The sequence below is a fragment of the Aeromicrobium sp. CnD17-E genome, from assembly GCF_024124745.1.
Classification (GTDB): domain Bacteria; phylum Actinomycetota; class Actinomycetes; order Propionibacteriales; family Nocardioidaceae; genus Aeromicrobium.
Map to the genome: position 1 here is coordinate 23,286 of NZ_JAMXRU010000016.1, position 19,447 is coordinate 42,732.

Sequence of the window (19,447 nt, forward strand, 5' to 3'; positions counted from 1 at the left end):
GACTTCCAGTTCACTTGACCGTGGTGTTGATACTTTGACCATATTCAAAGCAGCTGCACAGTGTCATAATCAGGGCAGAATGGAGGCGAGATGCCCAAGAAGACACCGGCCGGGGACAACCCGATCACTTCGCAGTCGCAAGATGAGCTCGGGCGAGTAGGCGTGGCCGAAAGCGTGGCGCTCGACATCCGAAGCATCGATGCTTCCGAGGGATATGTCGTGGGACTGATGGGGCCGTGGGGCTCGGGTAAGACGTCGCTCGTCAACCTCGTGAAGGAGCAGCTGCGGGCCGAGCCTGCCCTTCCGGTCATCGACTTCAACCCGTGGATGTTCTCCGGAGCCGATGGGCTGGTCAACTCGTTCTTTCGCGAGATTTCTGCTCAGTTGAGGGAGAAGCGGGACCGTGACTACGGTGCGCTCGCTGATCGACTTGATAGATACGGTGAGGTTCTGACACCGCTTGTTTGGCTGCCGGTTGTTGGGCCATGGGCTGGGCGGGTGAAGACGCTCACGAGTACTGCCAAGAAGTTCAAGGACAAGAATCAGAAGAGCGCTGCCGATCAGAAGAGAGGGCTGTCGGAGTCCCTTGCGAAACTCGATAAGCCGATCGTCGTCGTGGTGGATGACATCGACCGGCTCAACCGGCAGGAGATCCAGGATGTCTTCAAGCTCGTCCGGCTGACGGCGAGCTTTCCCAACATCATCTACCTGCTCGTCTTCGATCGGCACCGCGTGGAGGATGCGCTTTCTGAGGATGGAATGCCCGGGCGGAGCTATCTGGAGAAGATCGTTCAGTCCGGCATCGATCTTCCGGTGGTCCCAGGCAAGCTTCTGCTCAAGCAGATCGGAGTTGCCTTGGGAGGCGTCGTGGACGATGTCGGCGGGGTGGATCGATTCGATGAGAGCCGATGGACCGATGTGCTGTTCGAGGTGATCGTGCCGCTCATCGACAACATGCGGGACGTTCGCAGGTATGCCGCTTCGGCGAGAACCACGGTGCAGACGCTGAAGGAGAAGATCGACCTCGTCGATCTTTTGGCGTTAGAGGCTATCCGCATCTTCCTACCGGACGTGTTCCGGGCGGTCGCCAGCGCCAAGGCTGGACTGACCACTCCTAGCTCGTATGGAGGGGGTGGCAACTACGAATCGCCCTCTTTGAAGGCAGGTGTGGTCGCCGTGATCGAGGCGGCCGGAGATGATCACGAAGTCGCCGAGGCGCTGGTTCATCAACTCTTCCCTGCGGGAGATCGCCACCTCGGCAAAAGCGTCTACGGCTCTGACTGGCTCAAGATCTGGCTCAAGGGTCGACGCGTGGCTCACAGCGACGTCCTGAGTCTCTACCTGGACCGCTACGTCACTGATTCGATGGCTGCACACGATCGAGCCGAGCAAGCGTTCGCACTGCTCTCGGACGGTCGAGCATTGGATCATTTCCTTCGATCCCTACCCGCAGACGAGCAGGAAGACGTCGTCGCTGCACTCGAGACCTTCGAAGGTGACTATCCCGTCGAGGCTGTAGTTCCAGCAAGTGTCACGCTCGCGAACTTGCTGTCCGACCTCCCGGAGAAGGAGAGGGGGATGCTCGGCTTCGACACCAGGATCGTGGTCACACGCGTCATCCTGCGATTGCTGCGCCGCATCGACGACGAGGATGCCATGAAGGAGGCTGTTGAAGAGATCGTCCCTCAGTTGACGTCCCTGTCGGCGAAGCTGGAGATCGTCGGGACTGTCGGCCATGTCGAGGGGCTCGGTCACAAGCTCGTCAGTTCCGAGTATGGTGCCGAGCTGGAGGAGGCACTCGCCGCCGAAATCGTGCAGGCGGACGAGGAGTCGTTGATCGGAGAGTGGGATCTTCTGCGACTGCTCATCGCCCCTGATCGCTTGTTCGCGGACACGACTCCTCGACGTATCAGCGTCGACGCGGACCCCCGATTCCACGAGGCGCTCGTGCGCTCAGCCATGAGCAACATGCGAAGTCAAACCCTTGGCTCGCGGCAGGTGCATGTCCCAAGGACGTTGGCCTGGGATTCGCTCGTGCGTATCTACGATGGAGAACCAAACCTTGCCGTGGTCCTTCAGAAGATCGACGAGAACGCTACGGATACCAACGCAGAAGTGCGCGAAGTTCTGCGGAAGTACGTGGACGGCTGGCGACCAGAGACGTTCGACTACGAGGACGAGAGTAGTTCCGCATTACTGGCTTGAGTGCCGTTCGGGTCCGCGTTATCCATCCTCATCCGTGGTCTGCAGAGGTGGACCGCGTAGGCGAAGCTCAACCTCCGCCTCACCAACCAGTCCTACCTCCAGCAACGCACCCATTTGCGGGAGTGTTGGCTTGAACGGCAAGGGTTGTTTGGCAATCTGTCTCCGTCGCAGCAGTGGGATCTGCATGCCTACTTCAAGCCGAGCGAAGACCTGACAGACGATGCGGCAATTGCTCACCGAGTACACCTGACCCAGGTAGGGCCGTCTATGCCCCATAGTGCAGGGAGGGCCTACCAGCAATTTTTAGAAGCAGAACGTGCCCCGATGCCGGCTCGTGCCAGCTCCAGGTCAAAGAAGTCTGAGCACGTCATCCGAGTCAAATCGGTCGTACGTCCCGAACCCGATTACGCCAAGCTTGTTCGTGTATTGGTAGATATATGGAAGACGGAAAAAGATAGACTGTCCAAGGATTCTGATGCCTAACGCTCAGTCTTGGGGCGTGGCCCCCGAGGCCGCAGGTCATGACCTGCCCCGCGGATGGCATCGGTGACAGCTGTCTTCGAGATGCTGTAACGACTGCCGAGAGCCCGGGTCGTCTCACCGGAGAGGTAATCGACCACCATCCTGTCGATGGCTGGCTGACCGAGGCGAGTCGTAAGCTTATGGATTCATGGGGCCTCGGGGCCATGCTGTCGCTGGCTCTTTTGGGCTTGATCCACGGATCTACAGAGGTCAGCAACCGGGCGAGGCAGTTTCGAAGCGTTGGCGACGAGCTCCACCACAAGCCACCGCGCGTCACCGCGCGTCACGACGCCTCACGACCCCCGCCCGCGGCGCGCCCTCACGACGCTCTCAGCCGGGCAGGGCATGCTCGGCCCGACAGGTCGGGGACGAGGCAGCGAGGTGGCGATGACCGTCGTCGAGGAGGGCGCCCCGTCGCGCCGCCGTGTCGGACCCGTGGAGCGGCTGCGTCGGTTCGGCCGACCGCCCCGCATCGTCGGCATCGACGTCGCCCGCGGGCTCGCTGTCCTCGGGATGGTCGGAGCCCACCTGGGCGACACCCACGACGACATCACCTGGTCCGACCCGTCCACCTGGGACGGCATCGTGAACGGACGGTCGTCGCTGCTGTTCGCGATGCTGGCCGGCGTCTCCATCAGCCTCATCTGCAAGGGCCGGGCACGCCCCGGGGACACCCGTCTGCAGATGACGCTCGTGCGACGCGGTCTGCTGATCCTCCTGATCGGCCTCGCCATCGAGCTGCTGAACACCGGCGTCGGCGTGATCCTGCCGCTCTACGGGCTGCTGTTCGTGGCCTCGACCCTCGTCCTGCACTGGAGCACCCGACGGCTCTGGACCGTCGCGGTCCTGCTCGCCGTGGTCGCGCCGTTCGGGGTCGCGCTGGCCCACGCGCTCAGCCTCGCCGCGTCGGGCCCCGGCCTCGACCTCACCCTGTTCGGCCTCTACCCGGTCACCGCGTGGCTGGCGGTGCTCCTGGCCGGCATGGCCGTCGGGCGGCTCCCCCTCACCCGCGCACGCGTGGCGGCAGGACTGCTGCTCGGCGGCGTCGTGGTCGCGACGCTCGGGTACGGAGCGGGTCACCTCATCGGCTCCGACCGCGAGGACCTCGTCGCCTACCTGGGCTACGCGGCGCCGGACTACACCGACGACCTCGGCAACCCCACGAACGAGCCCGGCTACCTCACCCGGCTCGAGCAGTCCGACGAGATCCAGCACGTGTGGAGCACCGCGATGCAGTACAAGCCGCACACCGCCGGCGCTCCGGAGATCGTCGGGTCCGGCGGGCTCGCGGTCGCCGTCATCGGACTGTGCCTGCTGCTCGTCCGCCGATTGCGTGCCGTGCTGCTTCCCCTCGCGGCGCTGGGCTCGATGCCGCTGACGGCCTACACCGCTCACCTGCTCCTGCTCACCGCGCTGGCCGGAGGTCCGTTCGGCGGGTACGTCGGCATCAGCAACACCGTCTGGGCGCGCACCAGCGTCGGCCTGCTCGCGCTGGCGACGCTCTGGGTGGCGTTCGTCGGGCGGGGGCCGCTCGAGCGCGTCGTCGCCCGCGTCAGCCGACCCCGCGCCGAGGCCTGAACCATCTCGCCCCTCGGGAGCACGACGCGGGGCCCGGCGTCGGCCGCTGCTGCTCGGCCATGGCCCGACCCCAGCCGCGCCCCGTAGCCTGACGCCATGACCGACGAGGCGCCCGTCCCGCTGATTCCGCTCGACGAGGACTGGGAGCGAGCGCTCGTCGTCGTCGCCCACCCCGACGACGTGGAGTTCGGCGCCGCTGCCGCCGTGGCCCGCTGGACCGAGCAGGGCAAGACCGTCGTCTACTGCATGGTCACGAGCGGCGAGGCCGGCATCGACGCGCTCGCGCCCCAGGAGTGCCGGACGGTGCGCGAGGCCGAGCAGGTCGAGTCCGCGCGCATCGTCGGCGTCGACGTCGTCGAGTTCCTCGGCTTCCCCGACGGCGTCGTCGAGCAGACGGTGGCCCTGCGGGCCGCGATCGCCCAGCAGGTCCGACAGCACCGGCCCGACGTCGTCGTCACCGTGAACCACCACGACACCTGGGGCGGCAGCGCGCCGAACCAGGCTGACCACGTCGCCGTCGGCCGCTCGACCATCCACGCCGTGCAGGACGCCGGCAACCGGTGGATCCACCGCGAGCAGCTGCTCGACGGTCTCGAGCCCTGGAGCGGCGTCCGGCAGGTGTGGGTGTCCGGCTCCCCCGCCGCGACGCACGGTGTCGACACCTCCGCCACCTTCGACCGCGGGGTCGCGTCGTTGGAGGCCCACCGCGCCTACATCGACGGTCTCGGCTGGGAGCACTTCGACGCCGCCGAGTTCCTCGAGGGGATGTCTCGGCCCCTCGGGACCCGCATGGGCGTCACCCACGCGGCCGCGTTCGAAGTCGTGTCGATGACGTGGGGCGACTGACGTGCCCGACCAGCCCGACACGACCCTCGGCGTCCAGCACGTGCCCGCCTTCCTCGTGCGGGAGCGTCCGGCGCTGCGCGCCGAGCGGCACGAGGTCCTCGATCCCCGCGGCACCCCGATGGCCTTCGCCGAACGACGTCGCTCGTGGGGTCCGGGAGCGACCACCGTGTTCCACGCCGACGAGGCACGCACGCGCGAGGCGTTCCGCAGCGAGGTCCGCGGTCGCCCGAACCTCGGGGCACGTCACGTGGTCGTCGCCGCCGACGGTCGTCCGATCGGGTCCTTCCGCAAGCAGGCGGCCCGCAGCCTCCTCCGCACGACGGTCGTGCTCGAGGCCCAGGGACTCGCCGGCACGGCGCAGGAGCGCAGCGGCTTCCTCGCGCTGGAGCGGCGGCTCAGCAGCGACACCCCGACCCGCCGGATCGCGGTCGACGTGCTCGACGACGACACCGGGGCGCCGCTGCTGTCGGTCGGCCGGGCCCCCGGCGAGCGCACCACGTACGCCGTCGACGTGCCCGAACCGCGCGTCGACGTGCGTCTGGCGGCCGCCTTCGTCGTGGGACTTCTCGGCATGATCGACCACTGAACGGCCCTTCGAGCCCCTAGGCTCTCGGCGTGACCACCGTGCAGCACGTCCCGTCGTTCACCGTCAACCAGAAGCTGGCGATGACCACCAACCGCTACGAGGTGGTCGGCCCCGACGGCGCCGTCCTCGCCGTCGCGCAGCAGAAGCGGCTCGCGCTCAAGGAGAAGGTGACCTTCTACACCGACGGGTCACGTCAGCAGGAGGCGTTCACGTTCGGCGCCCGCAACGTGATGGACCTGCGCGGCGCCTACGACGTGGTCGCGTCCGACGGCTCGCCGATCGGCAGCTTCCGCAAGCAGTTCGGCGCGTCGCTGATGCGCACCACCTTCACGCTCGAGGGCGACGGCTTCGTCGGCACCGGCCAGGAGCGCAGCCAGCTCGTCGCGGTGCTGCGCCGCTTCACCGACCTGCCCTTCCTCAAGATGCACTTCGACGTCGTCGACGACGCGACCGGCCAGCCGCTGCTCTCGGTCGAGCGCGCGACGTCGGTGCGCGACCGCTACGAGGTCTCGGTGCCCGACCCCCGGGTCGACGTCCGCCTCGCCGCCGCGTTCGCCGTGGGCATGGACGCGCTCCTCGGCCGCTAACGCGAGAAGGGGACCGACGCTGCGGCGTCGGTCCCCTTCTCGTCGCCCTGGCGGGCCCTGTGCTCCCCCGATTGGACTCGAACCAATAACCCTTCGATTAACAGTCGAATGCTCTGCCAATTGAGCTACGGGGGAATGTCTCCCACTCGGGGAGCACGGTCGGTAACTCTACCAACCCCCTCGCGCAGTCTCGACAGGGCCTGGTCACCGACACGCCGCGCCGTGGACACGGGAAGGCCGAGACGGGTCGCGACGTCCGTCCACGGGGTCGGGCAGGCGCCCTCCGGCGTGCGGCTGAAGCGGGCCTCGAGCACGACACGCTCGCGGTGCGGCAGGCCGGCCAGGTGCCCGGCGACGACGCCGTCGGACGGGTCGGCGCGCCGGCGCCGCGGTTCCGGGACGACGTCGTGCGGCACCTCCGGACGCGCCTCGCGGTGGGCGTGCAGAGCCCGGGTGATCCACGGCCACGCAAACGTCGCGAGCCGGACACCTCGGTCGGGGTCGAACCGCGTCACGGCCGACATCAGGGCCAGCACGGCCACCTGCAGCGCGTCGTCCACGTCGTCGCCCCGGAAGCCGAGCGCCCACACCCGCAGGGCCGCCAGGCGCAACGACCGGCGCAGCAGCACCGCCCGCGCGTCGTCGTCACCCGCACGGGCGAGGACGGCGAGCCGGTGCTCCTCCTCCGCGGTGATCGACGGCTCCCCCAGCAGACGACGCACCAGGTCCATGGCTCCAGCCTGGCCGCCGGTCTGCCCCGGCTCCAGGACGACCGCGCCGCCTGTGGACGCGTGCCCGGCGGACCTCGCCGTGAGGGCGAGCCTGGGGACTACTCGCCGCCCAGCGTGCGGTTGCGCAGCTGGCGGAACTCCGCCTCCCGCGCGAGCAGGTCGGTGAAGACCGCGCGGTACTCGTCCGGCTGCTCGGCGGGGTCGGTGCGCTGCAGCTTGGAGCGCAGGTCCTCGACCGTGCGGCCGACCGTCAGCAGCCGCAGCCGCGTCATGATCGCCGCGACCACGCGCGCCGTGGCTCCCTCGGTCGAGCTGAGCGGCTCCATCGCGGCGACGGAGAGCACGCGCCGCAGGTCGTCGGAGACGAGCGCGTCGGACACCCGCGGCACGAAGGTCGGGTCGGGCTGCGCCGGGAGCCCGACCGTGGTCATCGTGCGCCACAGCTCCTGCGCGACGGGGTGCGTGAAGTCGCCGTCGTCGAGCTCCTCGGCGTGCGGACGCGCCAGGTGCGGGTGCTGCGCCAGGGCCTTCAGCGCCTCGCGCTCGTCGGCGAACTGGGGCGCACCGAAGCTGACGAACGGCTGCGGCGGTGGCGCGGGCGCCGGCTCGGCGGACTGCTGCGCCGGCGCACGGCGTTCCGGCTTCGTCGGGGGCCGGTACCGACGGTGCTCGGCCCGCACCTGGTCGACGTCGACCCCCACGCGCGTGGAGACCTCGCGCAGGAACTCCTCGACCTTGCTCTTGTCGCGGATCGACGTCGCGAGACCGACCGCCTCGCGCACCGCGTCGACCCGCTGGTCGGAACGGTCGAGGTCGTAGCGCAGGAGCACGTTCTCGAGCACGAACCGGTACAGCGGGATCCGGGCGTCCACGAGCGCCCGGACGCCGGCGTCGCCGTCGGCGATCCGCAGGTCGCACGGGTCCATGCCGCGCGGCTCGACCGCGACGTAGGTCTGCGCGGCGAACTGCTGGTCGCCCTCGAACGCCTTCATGGCGGCCCGCTGCCCCGCCTCGTCACCGTCGAACGTGAACACGACCTCGCCGTGCATGGCGCCGTCGTCGAGCAGGATCCGTCGCAGCACCTTCGCGTGGCCCTCGCCGAACGCCGTGCCGCAGGTGGCGACCGCGGTGCGCACGCCGGCCTCGTGACAGGCCATGACGTCGGTGTATCCCTCGACGACCACCGCCCGGCTCTCCGAGGAGATCTGACGGCGCGCGAGGTCGATGCCGTAGAGCACCTGGCTCTTCTTGTAGATCGGCGTCTCGGCGGTGTTCACGTACTTGCCCTGCATGAAGTCGTCGTCGAACATCCGTCGGGCGCCGAAGCCGATGATCTCGCTGGTCATCTCGCGGATCGGCCAGAGCAGACGTCCTTGGAAGACGTCGAACAGGCCCCGCGTCGAGCGGCGCGCCAGGCCGCCCGCGACGAGCTCGTCGTCGGTGAAGCCCTTGCCCTTGAGGTGCCCGAGCAGCGCGGTGCCCGACTTCGGCGCCCATCCCATGGCGAAGGTCTCGGCGGCCCGCTGGTCGAAGCCGCGGTCGGTGACGAACTGGCGACCGATCGACGCCTCGGGCGACGACGCCAGCGTCTGGGCGTAGAACTCGCCGGCCAGGCGGTGCGCCTCGAGCAGCCGCTGACGCTGCTGCGGGTCGCGCCGAGGCCCGCGGGACTCACCCTCCTCGTACCGGAGCTGGATGCCGTACTTCGCCGCGAGCCGCTCCATGGCCTCCACGAAGCTGAGGCCCTCGATCTTCTGGATGAAGGCGATCGCGTCGCCGCCCTCGCCGCAGCCGAAGCAGTGGAAGGTGCCGCGCGCCGGGTTGGCGTGGAACGACGGCGTCTTCTCGTCGTGGAACGGGCACAGACCCTTCATGGTGCCGCCCGAGCGCCGCAGCGTGACGTACTGCTCGACCACCTCGTCGATGCGGGCGCGTTCGCGGACGAGCTGGATGTCCTCGTCGTTGATCAGTCCCGCCACGGGTCGATCCTAGGCGGTGCGCGTCAACCGAGGAGCCGGTCGGCCCACAGCCTTGCCGACCCGTCGGTCAGGCTCGCCACCTGGTCGATGACGACGCGGGTGCGAGCGGCGTCGTCGGTGGCGCGACGCAGGTCGGCCCGGAACTCCGGCTCGAGGTGCTCCTCCCCCGTCGCGAGGAGCCGCGCCACGAGCGCGCCGAGCGCCTCGCGCTGCGTCGCGAGCTGGCGTGCCCGGTCGTCGGCGAGCATCACGTAGTGCGCGGCGACGGCCTTGAGGACGGTGATCTCGTCGCGCGTCGCCTGCGGCACCTCCAGGTCGGCGGTGTAGCGGGTGAGCGGCCCCGGCCCCCACCGCTCGACGGTGGCCCGTTGCGCGCTCACGGCGAACCGGCCGATGAGCGCGCTCGTCAGGCTCTTCAGCACGGCGAGGGCCTCGCGGCTGCCGTCGAACTCGGCGCGCGGCCACTCCGGCAACGCCCGCAGCCGTTCCAGCGCGCCCCCGAGCCGGTCGTCGTCGGCGCCCGCGTCGTACCAGTCGCGTGCGACGGCGTGCACCCCGTCGAGGTCGAGCCGTCCGGGCAGCAGGCTGAACCAGCCACCCACGACCGCGTCCTCGACGTCGTGCACGGAGTAGGCGATGTCGTCGGCGAGGTCCATCACCTGCGCCTCGATCGGACGTCGCCACACGGGCGCCCCGGCCCTCAGCCAGTCGAAGACCGGTCGGTCGTCGGCGTAGACGCCGAACTTCGGGCCGCCGCCGGGTGCCTCGCCGCGCGCCCACGGGTACTTGACGCAGGCGGCCAACGTCGCGCGCGTGAGGTTCAGCCCGACGCTGCGGCCCGCGGCGTCGACGGTCTTCGCCTCGAGCCGGGTGAGGATGCGCAGGGTCTGCGCGTTGCCCTCGAACCCGCCGACGTCCGCAGCCGCCTCGTCGAGGGCGACCTCCCCGTTGTGGCCGAACGGCGGGTGCCCGAGGTCGTGGGAGAGGGCGGCGCAGTCGACGACGTCGGGGTCGCAGCCGAGCGAGGCGCCCAGCTCGCGCGCCACCTGCGCCACCTCGAGGGTGTGGGTGAGCCGGTTGCGCACGAAGTCGTCGAACCCGGCGCCCATGACCTGCGTCTTCGCCGACAGGCGGCGCAGAGCCGCGGAGTGCACCACGCGGCCGCGGTCACGCTCGAACGGCGTGCGCCCGGCCCGCTTCGTCGGCTCCGCCACGACCCGGGCGCGCGCCTCGATGCCGTAGGGACTCTCCACGGGACGCAGGCTACCGAAGGCGCACCACGTCGCAGCGACCCTGCGTCGTGGGTGGTGGGGTCGTGGGTCGTGGCACAGTGACGCCATGACCCGTTCGGTCGCGGTGCTCTCCGACGTGCACGGCGTGCTGCCCGCACTCGACGCGGTCCTGGCCGAGCCCGCGGTGAGGGCGGCGGACCTCGTGGTCGTCACCGGTGACCACACCTGGGGCCCGCAGCCGTGCGAGGTCCTCGACCGTCTCGTGGCCCTCGGTGACCGTGCCGTGCTGGTGCGCGGCAACGCCGACCGCGAGCTGCTGCAGATGGCGCGCGGACTCGACGTCGGGCTCGACGACGACCCGCTGTCGGTCTGGGGCGCCGCGCAGCTCGGACCGGACCAGCTGGTCCTGCTGGAGTCCATGCCGGAGCAGGTGACGCTCGACCTGCCCGGCTTCGGTCTCGTCCGCTTCTGCCACGCCACTCCGCGCGACGACGCCGAGGTCGTGCTCGTCGACAGCCGGCTCGAGCGGTGGCACGAGGTGCTCGCCGACCTGCCCGCCGAGGTCGGGACCGTGGTGTGCGGCCACACCCACATGCCGTTCCTCCGCCTGGTCGATCGGAGGCTGGTGGTGAATCCCGGCAGCGTGGGTCTGCCCTACGGCCACGCGGGCGCGAGCTGGGTGGTGCTCTCCGGCGGACAGGTCACCTTCGGGCGCACGACGCTCGACGTCGACCGCCTGGTGCGCGACGTCGTCGACGGGTCGAGCTGGCCGGACGTCGAGGCGTGGGCCGACGAGACGTTCCGCCGCCCGGCCGGCGACGCCGAGGCGCTCGCGGCCTTCGGCCCGCGCGACGGACGCTGACTGACCCTGCCTCCACCTCGGTGAGCTGCTGATTCCCATGTCGACCTGGGAATCAGCAGCGGCGAACGGGCTCAGAAGCGCCCGTTGCGGGGGCGGGGCTGGCAGCGGGGGCAGGTGAAGGAGCTGCGGTTCATGAACGCGTCGCGGCGGATCGGCGTCGCGCACCGCGGGCACGGCTCACCCTCCTGCCCGTACGCGGCGAGGGACCGGTCGAAGTAGCCGCTCTGGCCGTTCACGTTGACGTACAGCGCGTCGAACGACGTGCCGCCCTGCTCGAGCGCCTCGCCCATCACGTCGACGACGTGGCCGAGCAGCGCGTCGACCTCCTTGGCGCGCAGGTTCTCCGTCGCGCGCGCGTAGTGCAGCGGCACGCGCCACAACGACTCGTCGGCGTAGATGTTGCCGACGCCGGAGATCAACGTCTGGTCGAGCAGGGCGCGCTTGACGCCCGTGCGCCGACGACGCAGCCGCGTCGCGAAGAGGTCGCGGTCGAACCGCGGGTCGAGCGGGTCGCGCGCGATGTGCCCGATCGTGACGGGCACCTGCTCCTCGTCGACGTCGGCCAGCATCATGCCGCCGAAGATCCGCTGGTCGACGAACCGCAGCTGACGGCCGTCGTCGAGGTCGAGCACGATGCGCAGGTGCCGCGGCGGCGGCGCGTCGGCGTCGCTGATGAGCATCTGCCCGCTCATGCCGAGGTGGCAGAGCAGCGCCTCGTGACCGTCGAGCACGAGCCAGAGGTACTTGCCGCGTCGTCGTGCCGCGTCGACCCGTCGACCGACGAGACGCGGGACGAAGTCGGCGGCGCCTGGCAGGTGCCGTTTGAGGGACCGCACGTCGTGCACCGTCACGGCCACGACGGTGCGGCCGACGACGTGCGTGTCGAGGCCGCGGCGGACCACCTCGACCTCGGGGAGCTCAGGCACGGACGGGTCAGACCTCGACGGCGTCGGCCGGGGTCACGTCGGCGGTGATGGCACGCCACGCGATCTCGGCGACCTGCTGCTCGGCCTCCTTCTTCGACCGGCCGGTGCCGCCGTCGTATCGCTGCTCGCCCACCACCACGGACGCCGTGAACGTCTTGTCGTGGTCGGGGCCCTCGCTCTCGAGGACGTAGCGGGGGACGCCGAGGTCGTGGTTGGCGGCGATCTCCTGCAGCGAGGTCTTCCAGTCCAGCCCGGCGCCGAGGTCGGCCGCGCGCGCGATGAACGGGTCGAACACGGCGTGCACGACCTGCGACGCGCGCTCGATGCCGAACTGCACGTACACGGCACCGATCACCGCCTCGACGGTGTCGGACAGGATCGACGCCTTGTTGCGACCGCCGGTGGCCTCCTCGCCGCGTCCGAGGCGCAGGTGCGCACCCAGGTCGAGCGTGTGCGCCACCTCCGCGAGCGCCTTCGCGCTCACGACGGCAGCACGCAGCTTCGCGAGCCGGCCCTCGGCGAGGTCGGGGTGGTTGGTGAAGAGCGCGTCGGTGACGACGAGCCCGAGCACCGAGTCGCCCAGGAACTCCAGACGCTCGTTGTTGGGCAGGCCCCCGTTCTCGTACGCGTACGACCGGTGCGTGAGGGCGTGCTCCAGCAGCTCGGCGTCCAGGTCGGGGACGCCGAGCACCTCCTTCAGGGCCTCGTGGCCCTGAGGATCAGAGGACCTGGCGACGCTCGCCACGCGCGCCGTACTGTCCGCACTCGCCGCACGCACGGTGCGGGACGACCTTGGAGTCGCAGGCGGGGTTGGCGCAGTCGACGAGGGTGGTCGCCGTGGTCTTCCACTGCGACCGGCGGTGGCGCGTGTTGCTGCGCGACATCTTCCGCTTCGGAACGGCCACGATCTACTCCTTGTTCGGCCCCGGGACGTCGCCCGGGAGGTTCTGGGTCAGCTGGCTCAACGACGCCCACCGGGGGTCGATCGGATCGCCGTGTGTGTGGTCTGGATCGTCCGCGAGTCGCGCCCCGCACTCGGGGCACAGTCCCGGACACTCCGGATCACACACGGGGTTGAGCGGCAGTGCGAGCACCACCGCGTCCCGCAGGACGGGTTCGAGGTCGAGCAAGTCGTCCTCGAGGGCCGGAAGCTCGTCTTCCTCCCCGTCCTCCTCGGCACCGTCGCCGGCGCCGATCGGGTCGTACAGGTACAGCTCCTGAAGGTCCACCACGACGGTGTCGTCGAGGACGTCCAGGCAGCGGACGCACTCCCCCACCACGCGCGCCGAGGCGGTGCCGGTGGCCAGCACCCCGTCCATGACGGCCTCGAGCCGCAGCTCCAGGTCGATGGGCGAGTCCTCGGGCACGCCGTAGACGTCGTGGCCCAGATCCGCCGGCGCCGCCACGGTGCGGGTGAAGGTACGTTCGGTCCCAGGTCGACGACCCAGAACCTGGGTGTCGAAGACCAAGGGGCCCGATTGCACGGTCACGTCCGTCCGTCGAGGTGCACAACAGATCACGGCCTGTTTCCAGGCCGCCGTCCATCATAACCGGTGCAGGTCACGCGACACCAATCGCTCCCCCACCGGTCGGCAGCGGCCGGCGGGCGCGACCGGACGAGGCACGGGAATCTCAGCGAGGCCCGGAGAGCTTTCCGTGCCCGGCTGAGGAAACCATGCCTGGACAGGAGATTCCCAGGTCGACCTGGGAATCTCCGCGCACCGGACTGCCAAGCACGGGAATCTCAGCCACGCACGGAGAGCATTCCGTGCCCGGCTGAGGAAACCATGCCTGGACAGGAGATTCCCAGGTCGACCTGGGAATCTCCGTCCGCCGGACTGTCGGTGGGGGCTGGGAGGATGCGCAGGTGCAGACGTCGGCCGAGCGGGAGGGGACGGTGCTGCACGCCGACCTCGACAGCTTCTTCGCCTCCGTCGAGATCCGCGACGACCCGAGCCTGCGGGGGCGGCCGGTGGCCGTCGGCGGCGGGGTGGTCATGGCCGCCAGCTACGAGGCGCGGGCGCACGGCGTCAAGGGCGCGATGGGCCTGCGGCAGGCGCTGCGGCTCTGCCCCGACCTGCTGGTCGTGCCGCCCAGGCCGCACGCGTACAGCGAGGCGAGTCGCGCGGTGTTCGCGGTCTTCGCCGACACCACGCCTCTCGTGGAGGGCGTCTCGATCGACGAGGCGTTCCTGGAGGTCGGCGGGCTCCGACGTATCCGCGGGGCACCGTCGCAGATCGCGACGACGCTGCGCGAGCAGGTGCGCGAACGGGTGGGCCTGCCGATCTCGGTGGGCGTCGCGCGCACCAAGTACCTCGCCAAGGTGGCCAGCGCGATGGCCAAGCCCGACGGCCTCCTCGTCGTCCCGCTCGACGACGAACGACGCTTCCTGCTCTCGCTGCCCGTCCAGGCGCTCTGGGGCGTCGGCCCCCGCACCACCGAGAAGCTGCACGCTGCCCGGGTGCGCACCGTCGCCGACGTCGCCCGCATGCAGCCCGGCGAGCTCGCCACGCTGGTCGGCAGCGGTGCGGCCGGCCACCTGCACGCCCTCGCCTCCGGCCACGACCCCCGACCGGTGCGGGCGCGACCGTCGCGTCGCTCGATGGGGGCGCAGCGCGCCCTCGGCCGCGACGAGCGCACGCCCGAGGGCGTCGAGATCGTGCTCCTGGGCCTGGTCGACCGCGTCGCGCGGCGTCTGCGCGCGGCCGGGCGCACCGCCGCGACCGTCACCCTGCGCGTCCGCTTCGGCGACTTCACCAGCTCCACCGCCTCGCACACGCTCCCGCGACCGACCGCCCACACGCAGGTCCTCCTCGACGCCACGCTGCAGCTGCTGCGCGGACGCCACGGCGAGATCGCCCGACGTGGCGTCACCCTCGTCGGCTTCCAGGCGTCCGGGCTCGACGACCAGGGCGAGCAGCTGCTGCTGCCCCTCACGTCGGCCTCCGACCCGGGCCTCGACACCGCGCTCGACGCCGTCCGAGACCGGTTCGGCGCGCGAGCCGTGCGGCGGGGCGTGCAGCTCGGGCGCGGGGAGCGCGCCGCCATGCCGATCCTCCCCGACCAGGAGGACGACGCGTAGGCGTCGACGCGGGGTCAGGCCCGGCCGAACTCCCGGTCGAGGCGCTGGAGCACGAAGTCAGGCACGAGACCACTCACGTCGCCACCGCCGCGTGCGACCTCCTTGACCAGGCTGGAGGCCAGGAAGGAGTACTCGGGGCTGGTCGGGATGAAGACGGTGTCGACGTCGGTGAGGCTGCCGTTCATCTGCGCCATCTGCAGCTCGTAGTCGAAGTCGGAGACCGCTCGCAGACCCTTCACGATCGCGCTGATCCCCTGCTCGGTGCAGAAGTTCACGAGCAGACCGCGGAACGACGCCACCGAGACGTTGGGCAGGTCCTCGGTGGCCCGGGCGAGCAGGTCCATCCGCTCCTCGAGCGAGAAGAGGCTCTTCTTGCTCTCGTTCACGAGGACCGCCACGACCACCTCGTCGAACAGCCGGGAGGCCCGGCGCACGATGTCGAGGTGACCGTTGGTCACCGGGTCGAAGGAGCCGGGGCACACGACGCGCGTCACGGCGGCGACGCTATCAGGACTCGTCGGAGCGGGCACCGAACCACACGGTGGTCTCGCCGTGGGCGCGGTCGCGGAACCCCTCGAACCCTGCGGGCCACGTGAACGGCGTGCGCGTGGAGCGCTCGACGACGACCACGGCGTCGTCGGCGAGCGACGGGGCGAGGGCCGCGACCACGGCGGCGACGTCGTCGGTGGCCACCGCGTAGGGCGGGTCGAGCATCACCAGGTCGTAGGGGCCGGTGGCGGAGGCGGCGAAGGCGGCGGCGCTCGTGCGGTGAACAGTGGCCTCGGCGCCCAGCTCCCGCGCGTTCTGCTGCGCCACCTGGGCGGCGCGCCGGTCGGACTCGACGAGGTCGGCCGACGCCGCCCCGCGCGAGAGCGCCTCCAGCGCCAGGGCGCCGGACCCGGCGTACACGTCGAGCACGCGGACCCCGTCGAGGCCACCGAACAGCGACTGCAGCGAGGAGAAGAGCGACTCCCTGACCCGGTCCGACGTCGGGCGCGTGCCGTCGCCCGGTGGCGTGCGCAGACGTCGACCGCCCCAGCGCCCGGCGATCACCCGGGTCACGTGCGCTCCAGGTAGTCGGCCTGCTGCGACTGCTCGAGGCGCTCGACCGCGGCCCGCAGGTCGGGCGCGCTCGCCAGCTGCGGGTCGCCCTCGACGAACGCCGTGGCCGCCTCGCGGGCGTCGGCGATGACCTGCTCGTCCTTGACGACCGAGAGCAGGCGCAGGCTGCTGCGCACCCCCGACTGCGCCGCGCCCAGCACGTCGCCCTCGCGACGCTGCTCGGCGTCGAGCCGTGACAGCGCGAACCCGTCGGACGTGGACGCGACGGCGTCGAGACGCTCCCGCGACGGCGAGCCGTCCTCGGCGGAGGTGACCAGCAGGCAGAGCCCCGCGTGCCCGCCTCGGCCGACGCGCCCGCGCAGCTGGTGCAGCTGGGAGACGCCGAACCGCTCGGCGTCGACGACGACCATGACCGTGGCGTTGGGGACGTCGACGCCGACCTCGACGACGGTCGTCGCGACGAGCACGTCGATCTCGCCCCGCGCGAAGGCCGTCATCGTGGCGTCCTTCTCCTCCGGGTGCTGGCGTCCGTGCAGGATCCCGAGCCGCAGCCCCGCCAGCGGACCCGCCGCGAGCTCCTCGTGCAGGTCCACCAGCGACCGGGTCGGCGGGCCGTCGGGGTCCGCCTTCTCCCCCGCCCCCTTCTCCCCCGGCTCCGTCTCGCTGCCGCCGATGCGCGAGACCACGACGTACGCCTGACGACCGTCGGCGACCTCCTCGCGCACCCGGTCCCACGCCCGGGCGAGCCAGTCGGGACGTTCGGCCGCCGGGACGACGGTGGTCTGGATGGGCTGGCGACCGCCCGGCAGCTCGCTGAGGGTGGACGTCTCGAGGTCGCCGAACACGGTCATGGCGATCGTGCGCGGGATCGGGGTCGCGGTCATGACCAGCACGTGCGGCTTGGTGTCGTAGCGGTCGACGAGCACGGCACGCTGCTCGACGCCGAAGCGGTGCTGCTCGTCGACGACGAGCAGGCCGAGCTCGGCGAGCTGGACGGTCTCCTGCAGCACCGCATGGGTGCCGACGACGATGCCGGCGGCACCCGAGGCGGCGTCGAGCAGTGCCTCCTTGCGGGCCTTGGCGCCCATCGAGCCGGTCAGCAACCGGACCCGCGTGCCCTCCGCGGCTCCCCCGAGCATGCCGCCCTCGGCGAGCGCCCCCAGCATGGCCGTGATGCCGCGGTGGTGCTGGGCGGCCAGCACCTCGGTGGGCGCCAGCAGCACGGCCTGCGCGCCGTCGTCGACGACCTGGAGCATCGCGAGCAGCGCGACGACGGTCTTGCCCGAGCCGACCTCGCCCTGCAGCAGCCGGTGCATGGGGTGCTCGCGCGCGAGGTCGGCCTCGATCTCCGCCACCACCGCACGCTGCCCGTCGGTGAGCGTGAACGGCAGCTGATGCTCGAACGCGTCGCGCAGACCGCCCGAGCGCCGAGGACGCGGCACCGCGGTCTGGCCGAGCGCAGCGTGGCGGCGCTGCGCGAAGACCGTCTGCAGGACGAAGGCCTCCTCGAACCGGAAGCGGTCGCGAGCGGTGCGCCACTGCTGGTCCGAGCGGGGGCGGTGGATCATCTCGAACGCGACGTCGGCGGACGGGAGCCCCCGGTCGGCGCGCACGTCCTCGGGGAGAGGGTCCTCGACGTCGGCGACGGGCAGCACCGTCTCGACGGAGCGCTCGATGGCGAGCGACGGGATCTTCGCGCTCGCCCGGTAGATCGGGATGATCCCGCGCGCGATCCGTCCCTCGAGCGCGTCGGGGCCCTCGAGCGGCTCGTAGAGCGGGTGCGTCAGCTGGAGTCGCCCGTTGAACTGCCCCACCTCGCCGGCGAACAGGCCGACCGTGCCGGGGGTCAGCTGCGCCTGGCGCCACGGCTGGGAGAAGAAGGTGAGCGTCAGCCGGGCGTTGCCGTCGGTGAGCGTCACCTCGGTGCGCGTCTTGCGCCCGCCCGGGCCGAACCGCTTGTTCACCGCCTCGACGACGCGTGCCATGACGGTGGCGTACTGACCGACCTGCAGCGACGCGAGGTCGGTCATCTCCCCCAGCGACACGTAGCGCCGCGGGTAGTGCCTCAGCAGGTCGTCGATGGTCTCCAGGCCGAGGGTCGCGAGCTTCTTGGCCGTCGCGTCGCCCACGACGGAGCGCAGCCGGCGCTCCGGCGGGTTGGTGGGACCCGGCGTCGCCGCAGGACTGGTGGTCACGACCGCACCCCTACTCGACCGCCACGAACAGCGGGTAGTTCTCCTGGCCGCCCTCGTACACGACGACGTCGACGTCGACGCGCTCGTCGCGCAGCCGGCGCGACAGCGTCTGCGCGACCGTGTGGTCGGCACCGTCGCCGACGACGAGGGTGACGAGCTCCGCGGTGGGCGAGAGCAGCCGGTCGAGCACCGCGTCGGCCACCTCGGCGACGTCGGAGCCGACGACCGCGAAGTCGCCCGAGACGACGCCGAGCACGTCGCCGGCCTCGCACGGACCGGCCATGGTGATGCCCGGCTCGACCGCGACCGTGACGGCGCCGTGCTGGGTGTGCGCCGCCGCGCTCGACATGGCGACGACGTCCTCGTCGAAGTCGCGCCCGGGGTCGTGGACAGCCAGCGCCGCCAGGCCCTGCACCTGCGCGTGGGTCGGGATGACCGCGACGCGGACGCCGTCGGCCCTCACCTGCTTGGCGGCGGCATCGAACAGACCGACGTAGCGCTGGTTGTTCGGCAGCACCACGACCTCCTCGGCGTCGAGGCCGCGCAGGGTCTCGAGCATCGTGGCGACGTCGACCGGTCGCTCGCGCGTGAACTCGAGCACGTGGGCACCGGCCTCGCGGCAGAGGTCGGCCAGCCCCGCACCCGTGGCGGCCACGACCACGGCCCGGCCCGACCGCTGCCGACCCTGCTGACGGGCGACCTGGTCGGCGAAGTGCGTGACGGCGATGCGGTAGGGCCGACCCGCCTGCAGGCCCGCCTCGATGGCGGCCCCGACGTCGTCGACGTGGACGTGGACGTTCCAGAGCCGGTCGCCGCCGACGACCACCAGCGAGTCGCCCAGCGCGTCGAGCGTGTGCCGCAGCGGCGCGATCTCGCTCTCGTCGGCGTCGAGGAGGTACATGACCTCGTACGCCGGACCGCCCTCGACGAAGTCGTCGCCCGACGCGGCCAGCGGCGTGGGGACGTGCTGTGCCGCCGGGGTGGGCGCACGACCCGTGAGCGCCCGCTCGGTGGCGTCGAGGACGACCACGAGCGCGCGACCGCCCGCGTCGAC

Annotated in this window: 18 protein-coding genes and 1 tRNA gene; 7 read left to right on the forward strand and 12 right to left on the reverse strand. The window is 71.0% G+C overall.

The window, feature by feature from the left end; genetic code table 11:
* Positions 1–90 precede the first annotated feature (90 nt).
* The 5 genes from NH339_RS05630 to NH339_RS05650 all read left to right on the forward strand — a co-directional run bounded on the left by NH339_RS05630 (position 91) and on the right by NH339_RS05650 (position 6,324).
* On the forward strand, positions 91–2,205 hold the full coding sequence (locus NH339_RS05630; protein WP_253023362.1) for a P-loop NTPase fold protein: 2,115 nt from the start codon (positions 91–93) through the stop codon (positions 2,203–2,205).
* A 909-nt stretch (positions 2,206–3,114) separates the two neighbouring features.
* Positions 3,115–4,305 carry a heparan-alpha-glucosaminide N-acetyltransferase domain-containing protein gene (locus NH339_RS05635; protein ID WP_253023364.1) on the forward strand — a complete coding sequence of 397 codons (1,191 nt, stop codon included), beginning with the start codon at positions 3,115–3,117 and terminating at the stop codon, positions 4,303–4,305.
* Between the two features lie 96 nt (positions 4,306–4,401).
* Positions 4,402–5,151, forward strand: coding sequence for a PIG-L deacetylase family protein (locus tag NH339_RS05640; protein ID WP_253023366.1), 750 nt, complete (start codon positions 4,402–4,404; stop codon positions 5,149–5,151).
* A 1-nt stretch (position 5,152) separates the two neighbouring features.
* Complete coding sequence (locus NH339_RS05645) at positions 5,153–5,737, forward strand: hypothetical protein (protein WP_253023368.1); 585 nt, start codon at positions 5,153–5,155, stop codon at positions 5,735–5,737.
* Between the two features lie 29 nt (positions 5,738–5,766).
* Complete coding sequence (locus NH339_RS05650) at positions 5,767–6,324, forward strand: hypothetical protein (RefSeq protein ID WP_253023370.1); 558 nt, start codon at positions 5,767–5,769, stop codon at positions 6,322–6,324.
* A 62-nt stretch (positions 6,325–6,386) separates the two neighbouring features.
* Here NH339_RS05650 and NH339_RS05655 read toward each other — a convergent pair.
* The 4 genes from NH339_RS05655 to NH339_RS05670 form a co-directional block, all read right to left on the reverse strand.
* A tRNA-Asn gene (locus tag NH339_RS05655) sits at positions 6,387–6,459 on the reverse strand.
* Positions 6,450–7,055 carry a sigma factor gene (locus NH339_RS05660; RefSeq protein ID WP_253023372.1) on the reverse strand — a complete coding sequence of 202 codons (606 nt, stop codon included), beginning with the start codon at positions 7,053–7,055 and terminating at the stop codon, positions 6,450–6,452. Before NH339_RS05660 ends, NH339_RS05655 begins: the two co-directional genes overlap by 10 nt.
* 98 nt (positions 7,056–7,153) lie before the next feature.
* Positions 7,154–9,034 carry a DNA primase gene (dnaG, locus tag NH339_RS05665; RefSeq protein WP_253023375.1) on the reverse strand — a complete coding sequence of 627 codons (1,881 nt, stop codon included), beginning with the start codon at positions 9,032–9,034 and terminating at the stop codon, positions 7,154–7,156.
* A gap of 23 nt (positions 9,035–9,057) precedes the next feature.
* Positions 9,058–10,287 (reverse strand): deoxyguanosinetriphosphate triphosphohydrolase, encoded by a 1,230-nt coding sequence (locus tag NH339_RS05670; RefSeq protein ID WP_253023377.1) that lies wholly within the window; start codon positions 10,285–10,287, stop codon positions 9,058–9,060.
* A gap of 85 nt (positions 10,288–10,372) precedes the next feature.
* Between NH339_RS05670 and NH339_RS05675 the strand changes: the two genes are divergently transcribed.
* Positions 10,373–11,128, forward strand: a complete 756-nt coding sequence (locus NH339_RS05675) for a metallophosphoesterase (RefSeq protein ID WP_253023379.1) — start codon at positions 10,373–10,375, stop codon at positions 11,126–11,128.
* A 71-nt stretch (positions 11,129–11,199) separates the two neighbouring features.
* Here the strand turns inward: NH339_RS05675 and mutM are convergent, their stop codons facing one another.
* Genes mutM through NH339_RS05695 form a run of 4 tightly spaced genes read right to left on the reverse strand, consistent with a single transcriptional unit; the run spans position 11,200 to position 13,523 of the window.
* Positions 11,200–12,054, reverse strand: coding sequence for a bifunctional DNA-formamidopyrimidine glycosylase/DNA-(apurinic or apyrimidinic site) lyase (gene mutM, locus NH339_RS05680; RefSeq protein ID WP_253023381.1), 855 nt, complete (start codon positions 12,052–12,054; stop codon positions 11,200–11,202).
* A 7-nt stretch (positions 12,055–12,061) separates the two neighbouring features.
* Positions 12,062–12,754 (reverse strand): ribonuclease III, encoded by a 693-nt coding sequence (rnc, locus tag NH339_RS05685; protein ID WP_256475026.1) that lies wholly within the window; start codon positions 12,752–12,754, stop codon positions 12,062–12,064.
* Positions 12,755–12,773: 19 nt separating this feature from the next.
* Positions 12,774–12,959 (reverse strand): 50S ribosomal protein L32, encoded by a 186-nt coding sequence (gene rpmF, locus NH339_RS05690; protein ID WP_055965465.1) that lies wholly within the window; start codon positions 12,957–12,959, stop codon positions 12,774–12,776.
* Positions 12,960–12,962: 3 nt separating this feature from the next.
* The gene (locus NH339_RS05695; protein ID WP_253023385.1) at positions 12,963–13,523 is read right to left on the reverse strand and encodes a DUF177 domain-containing protein; all 561 of its coding nucleotides are present in this window, start codon (positions 13,521–13,523) and stop codon (positions 12,963–12,965) included.
* A 398-nt stretch (positions 13,524–13,921) separates the two neighbouring features.
* Here NH339_RS05695 and dinB point away from each other — a divergent pair, with 398 nt between their 5' ends.
* A complete protein-coding gene (dinB, locus tag NH339_RS05700; protein ID WP_253023387.1) occupies positions 13,922–15,136 on the forward strand; it encodes a DNA polymerase IV in 1,215 nt (404 codons plus the stop codon).
* Between the two features lie 14 nt (positions 15,137–15,150).
* Here the strand turns inward: dinB and coaD are convergent, their stop codons facing one another.
* From coaD to NH339_RS05720, 4 genes are all read right to left on the reverse strand, one after another.
* Complete coding sequence (coaD, locus tag NH339_RS05705) at positions 15,151–15,630, reverse strand: pantetheine-phosphate adenylyltransferase (RefSeq protein WP_253023389.1); 480 nt, start codon at positions 15,628–15,630, stop codon at positions 15,151–15,153.
* 13 nt (positions 15,631–15,643) lie between these two features.
* Positions 15,644–16,198, reverse strand: coding sequence for a 16S rRNA (guanine(966)-N(2))-methyltransferase RsmD (gene rsmD, locus NH339_RS05710; protein ID WP_253023391.1), 555 nt, complete (start codon positions 16,196–16,198; stop codon positions 15,644–15,646).
* Positions 16,195–18,393: an ATP-dependent DNA helicase RecG gene (gene recG, locus NH339_RS05715; RefSeq protein ID WP_253023394.1), complete on the reverse strand. Its 2,199-nt coding sequence runs from the start codon at positions 18,391–18,393 to the stop codon at positions 16,195–16,197. The genes rsmD and recG overlap by 4 nt, the downstream gene beginning before the upstream one ends.
* Positions 18,394–18,403: 10 nt before the next feature.
* Positions 18,404–19,447 (reverse strand): Dak phosphatase (locus NH339_RS05720; RefSeq protein ID WP_253023395.1); only part of this gene is annotated, 1,044 nt, incomplete at its 5' end.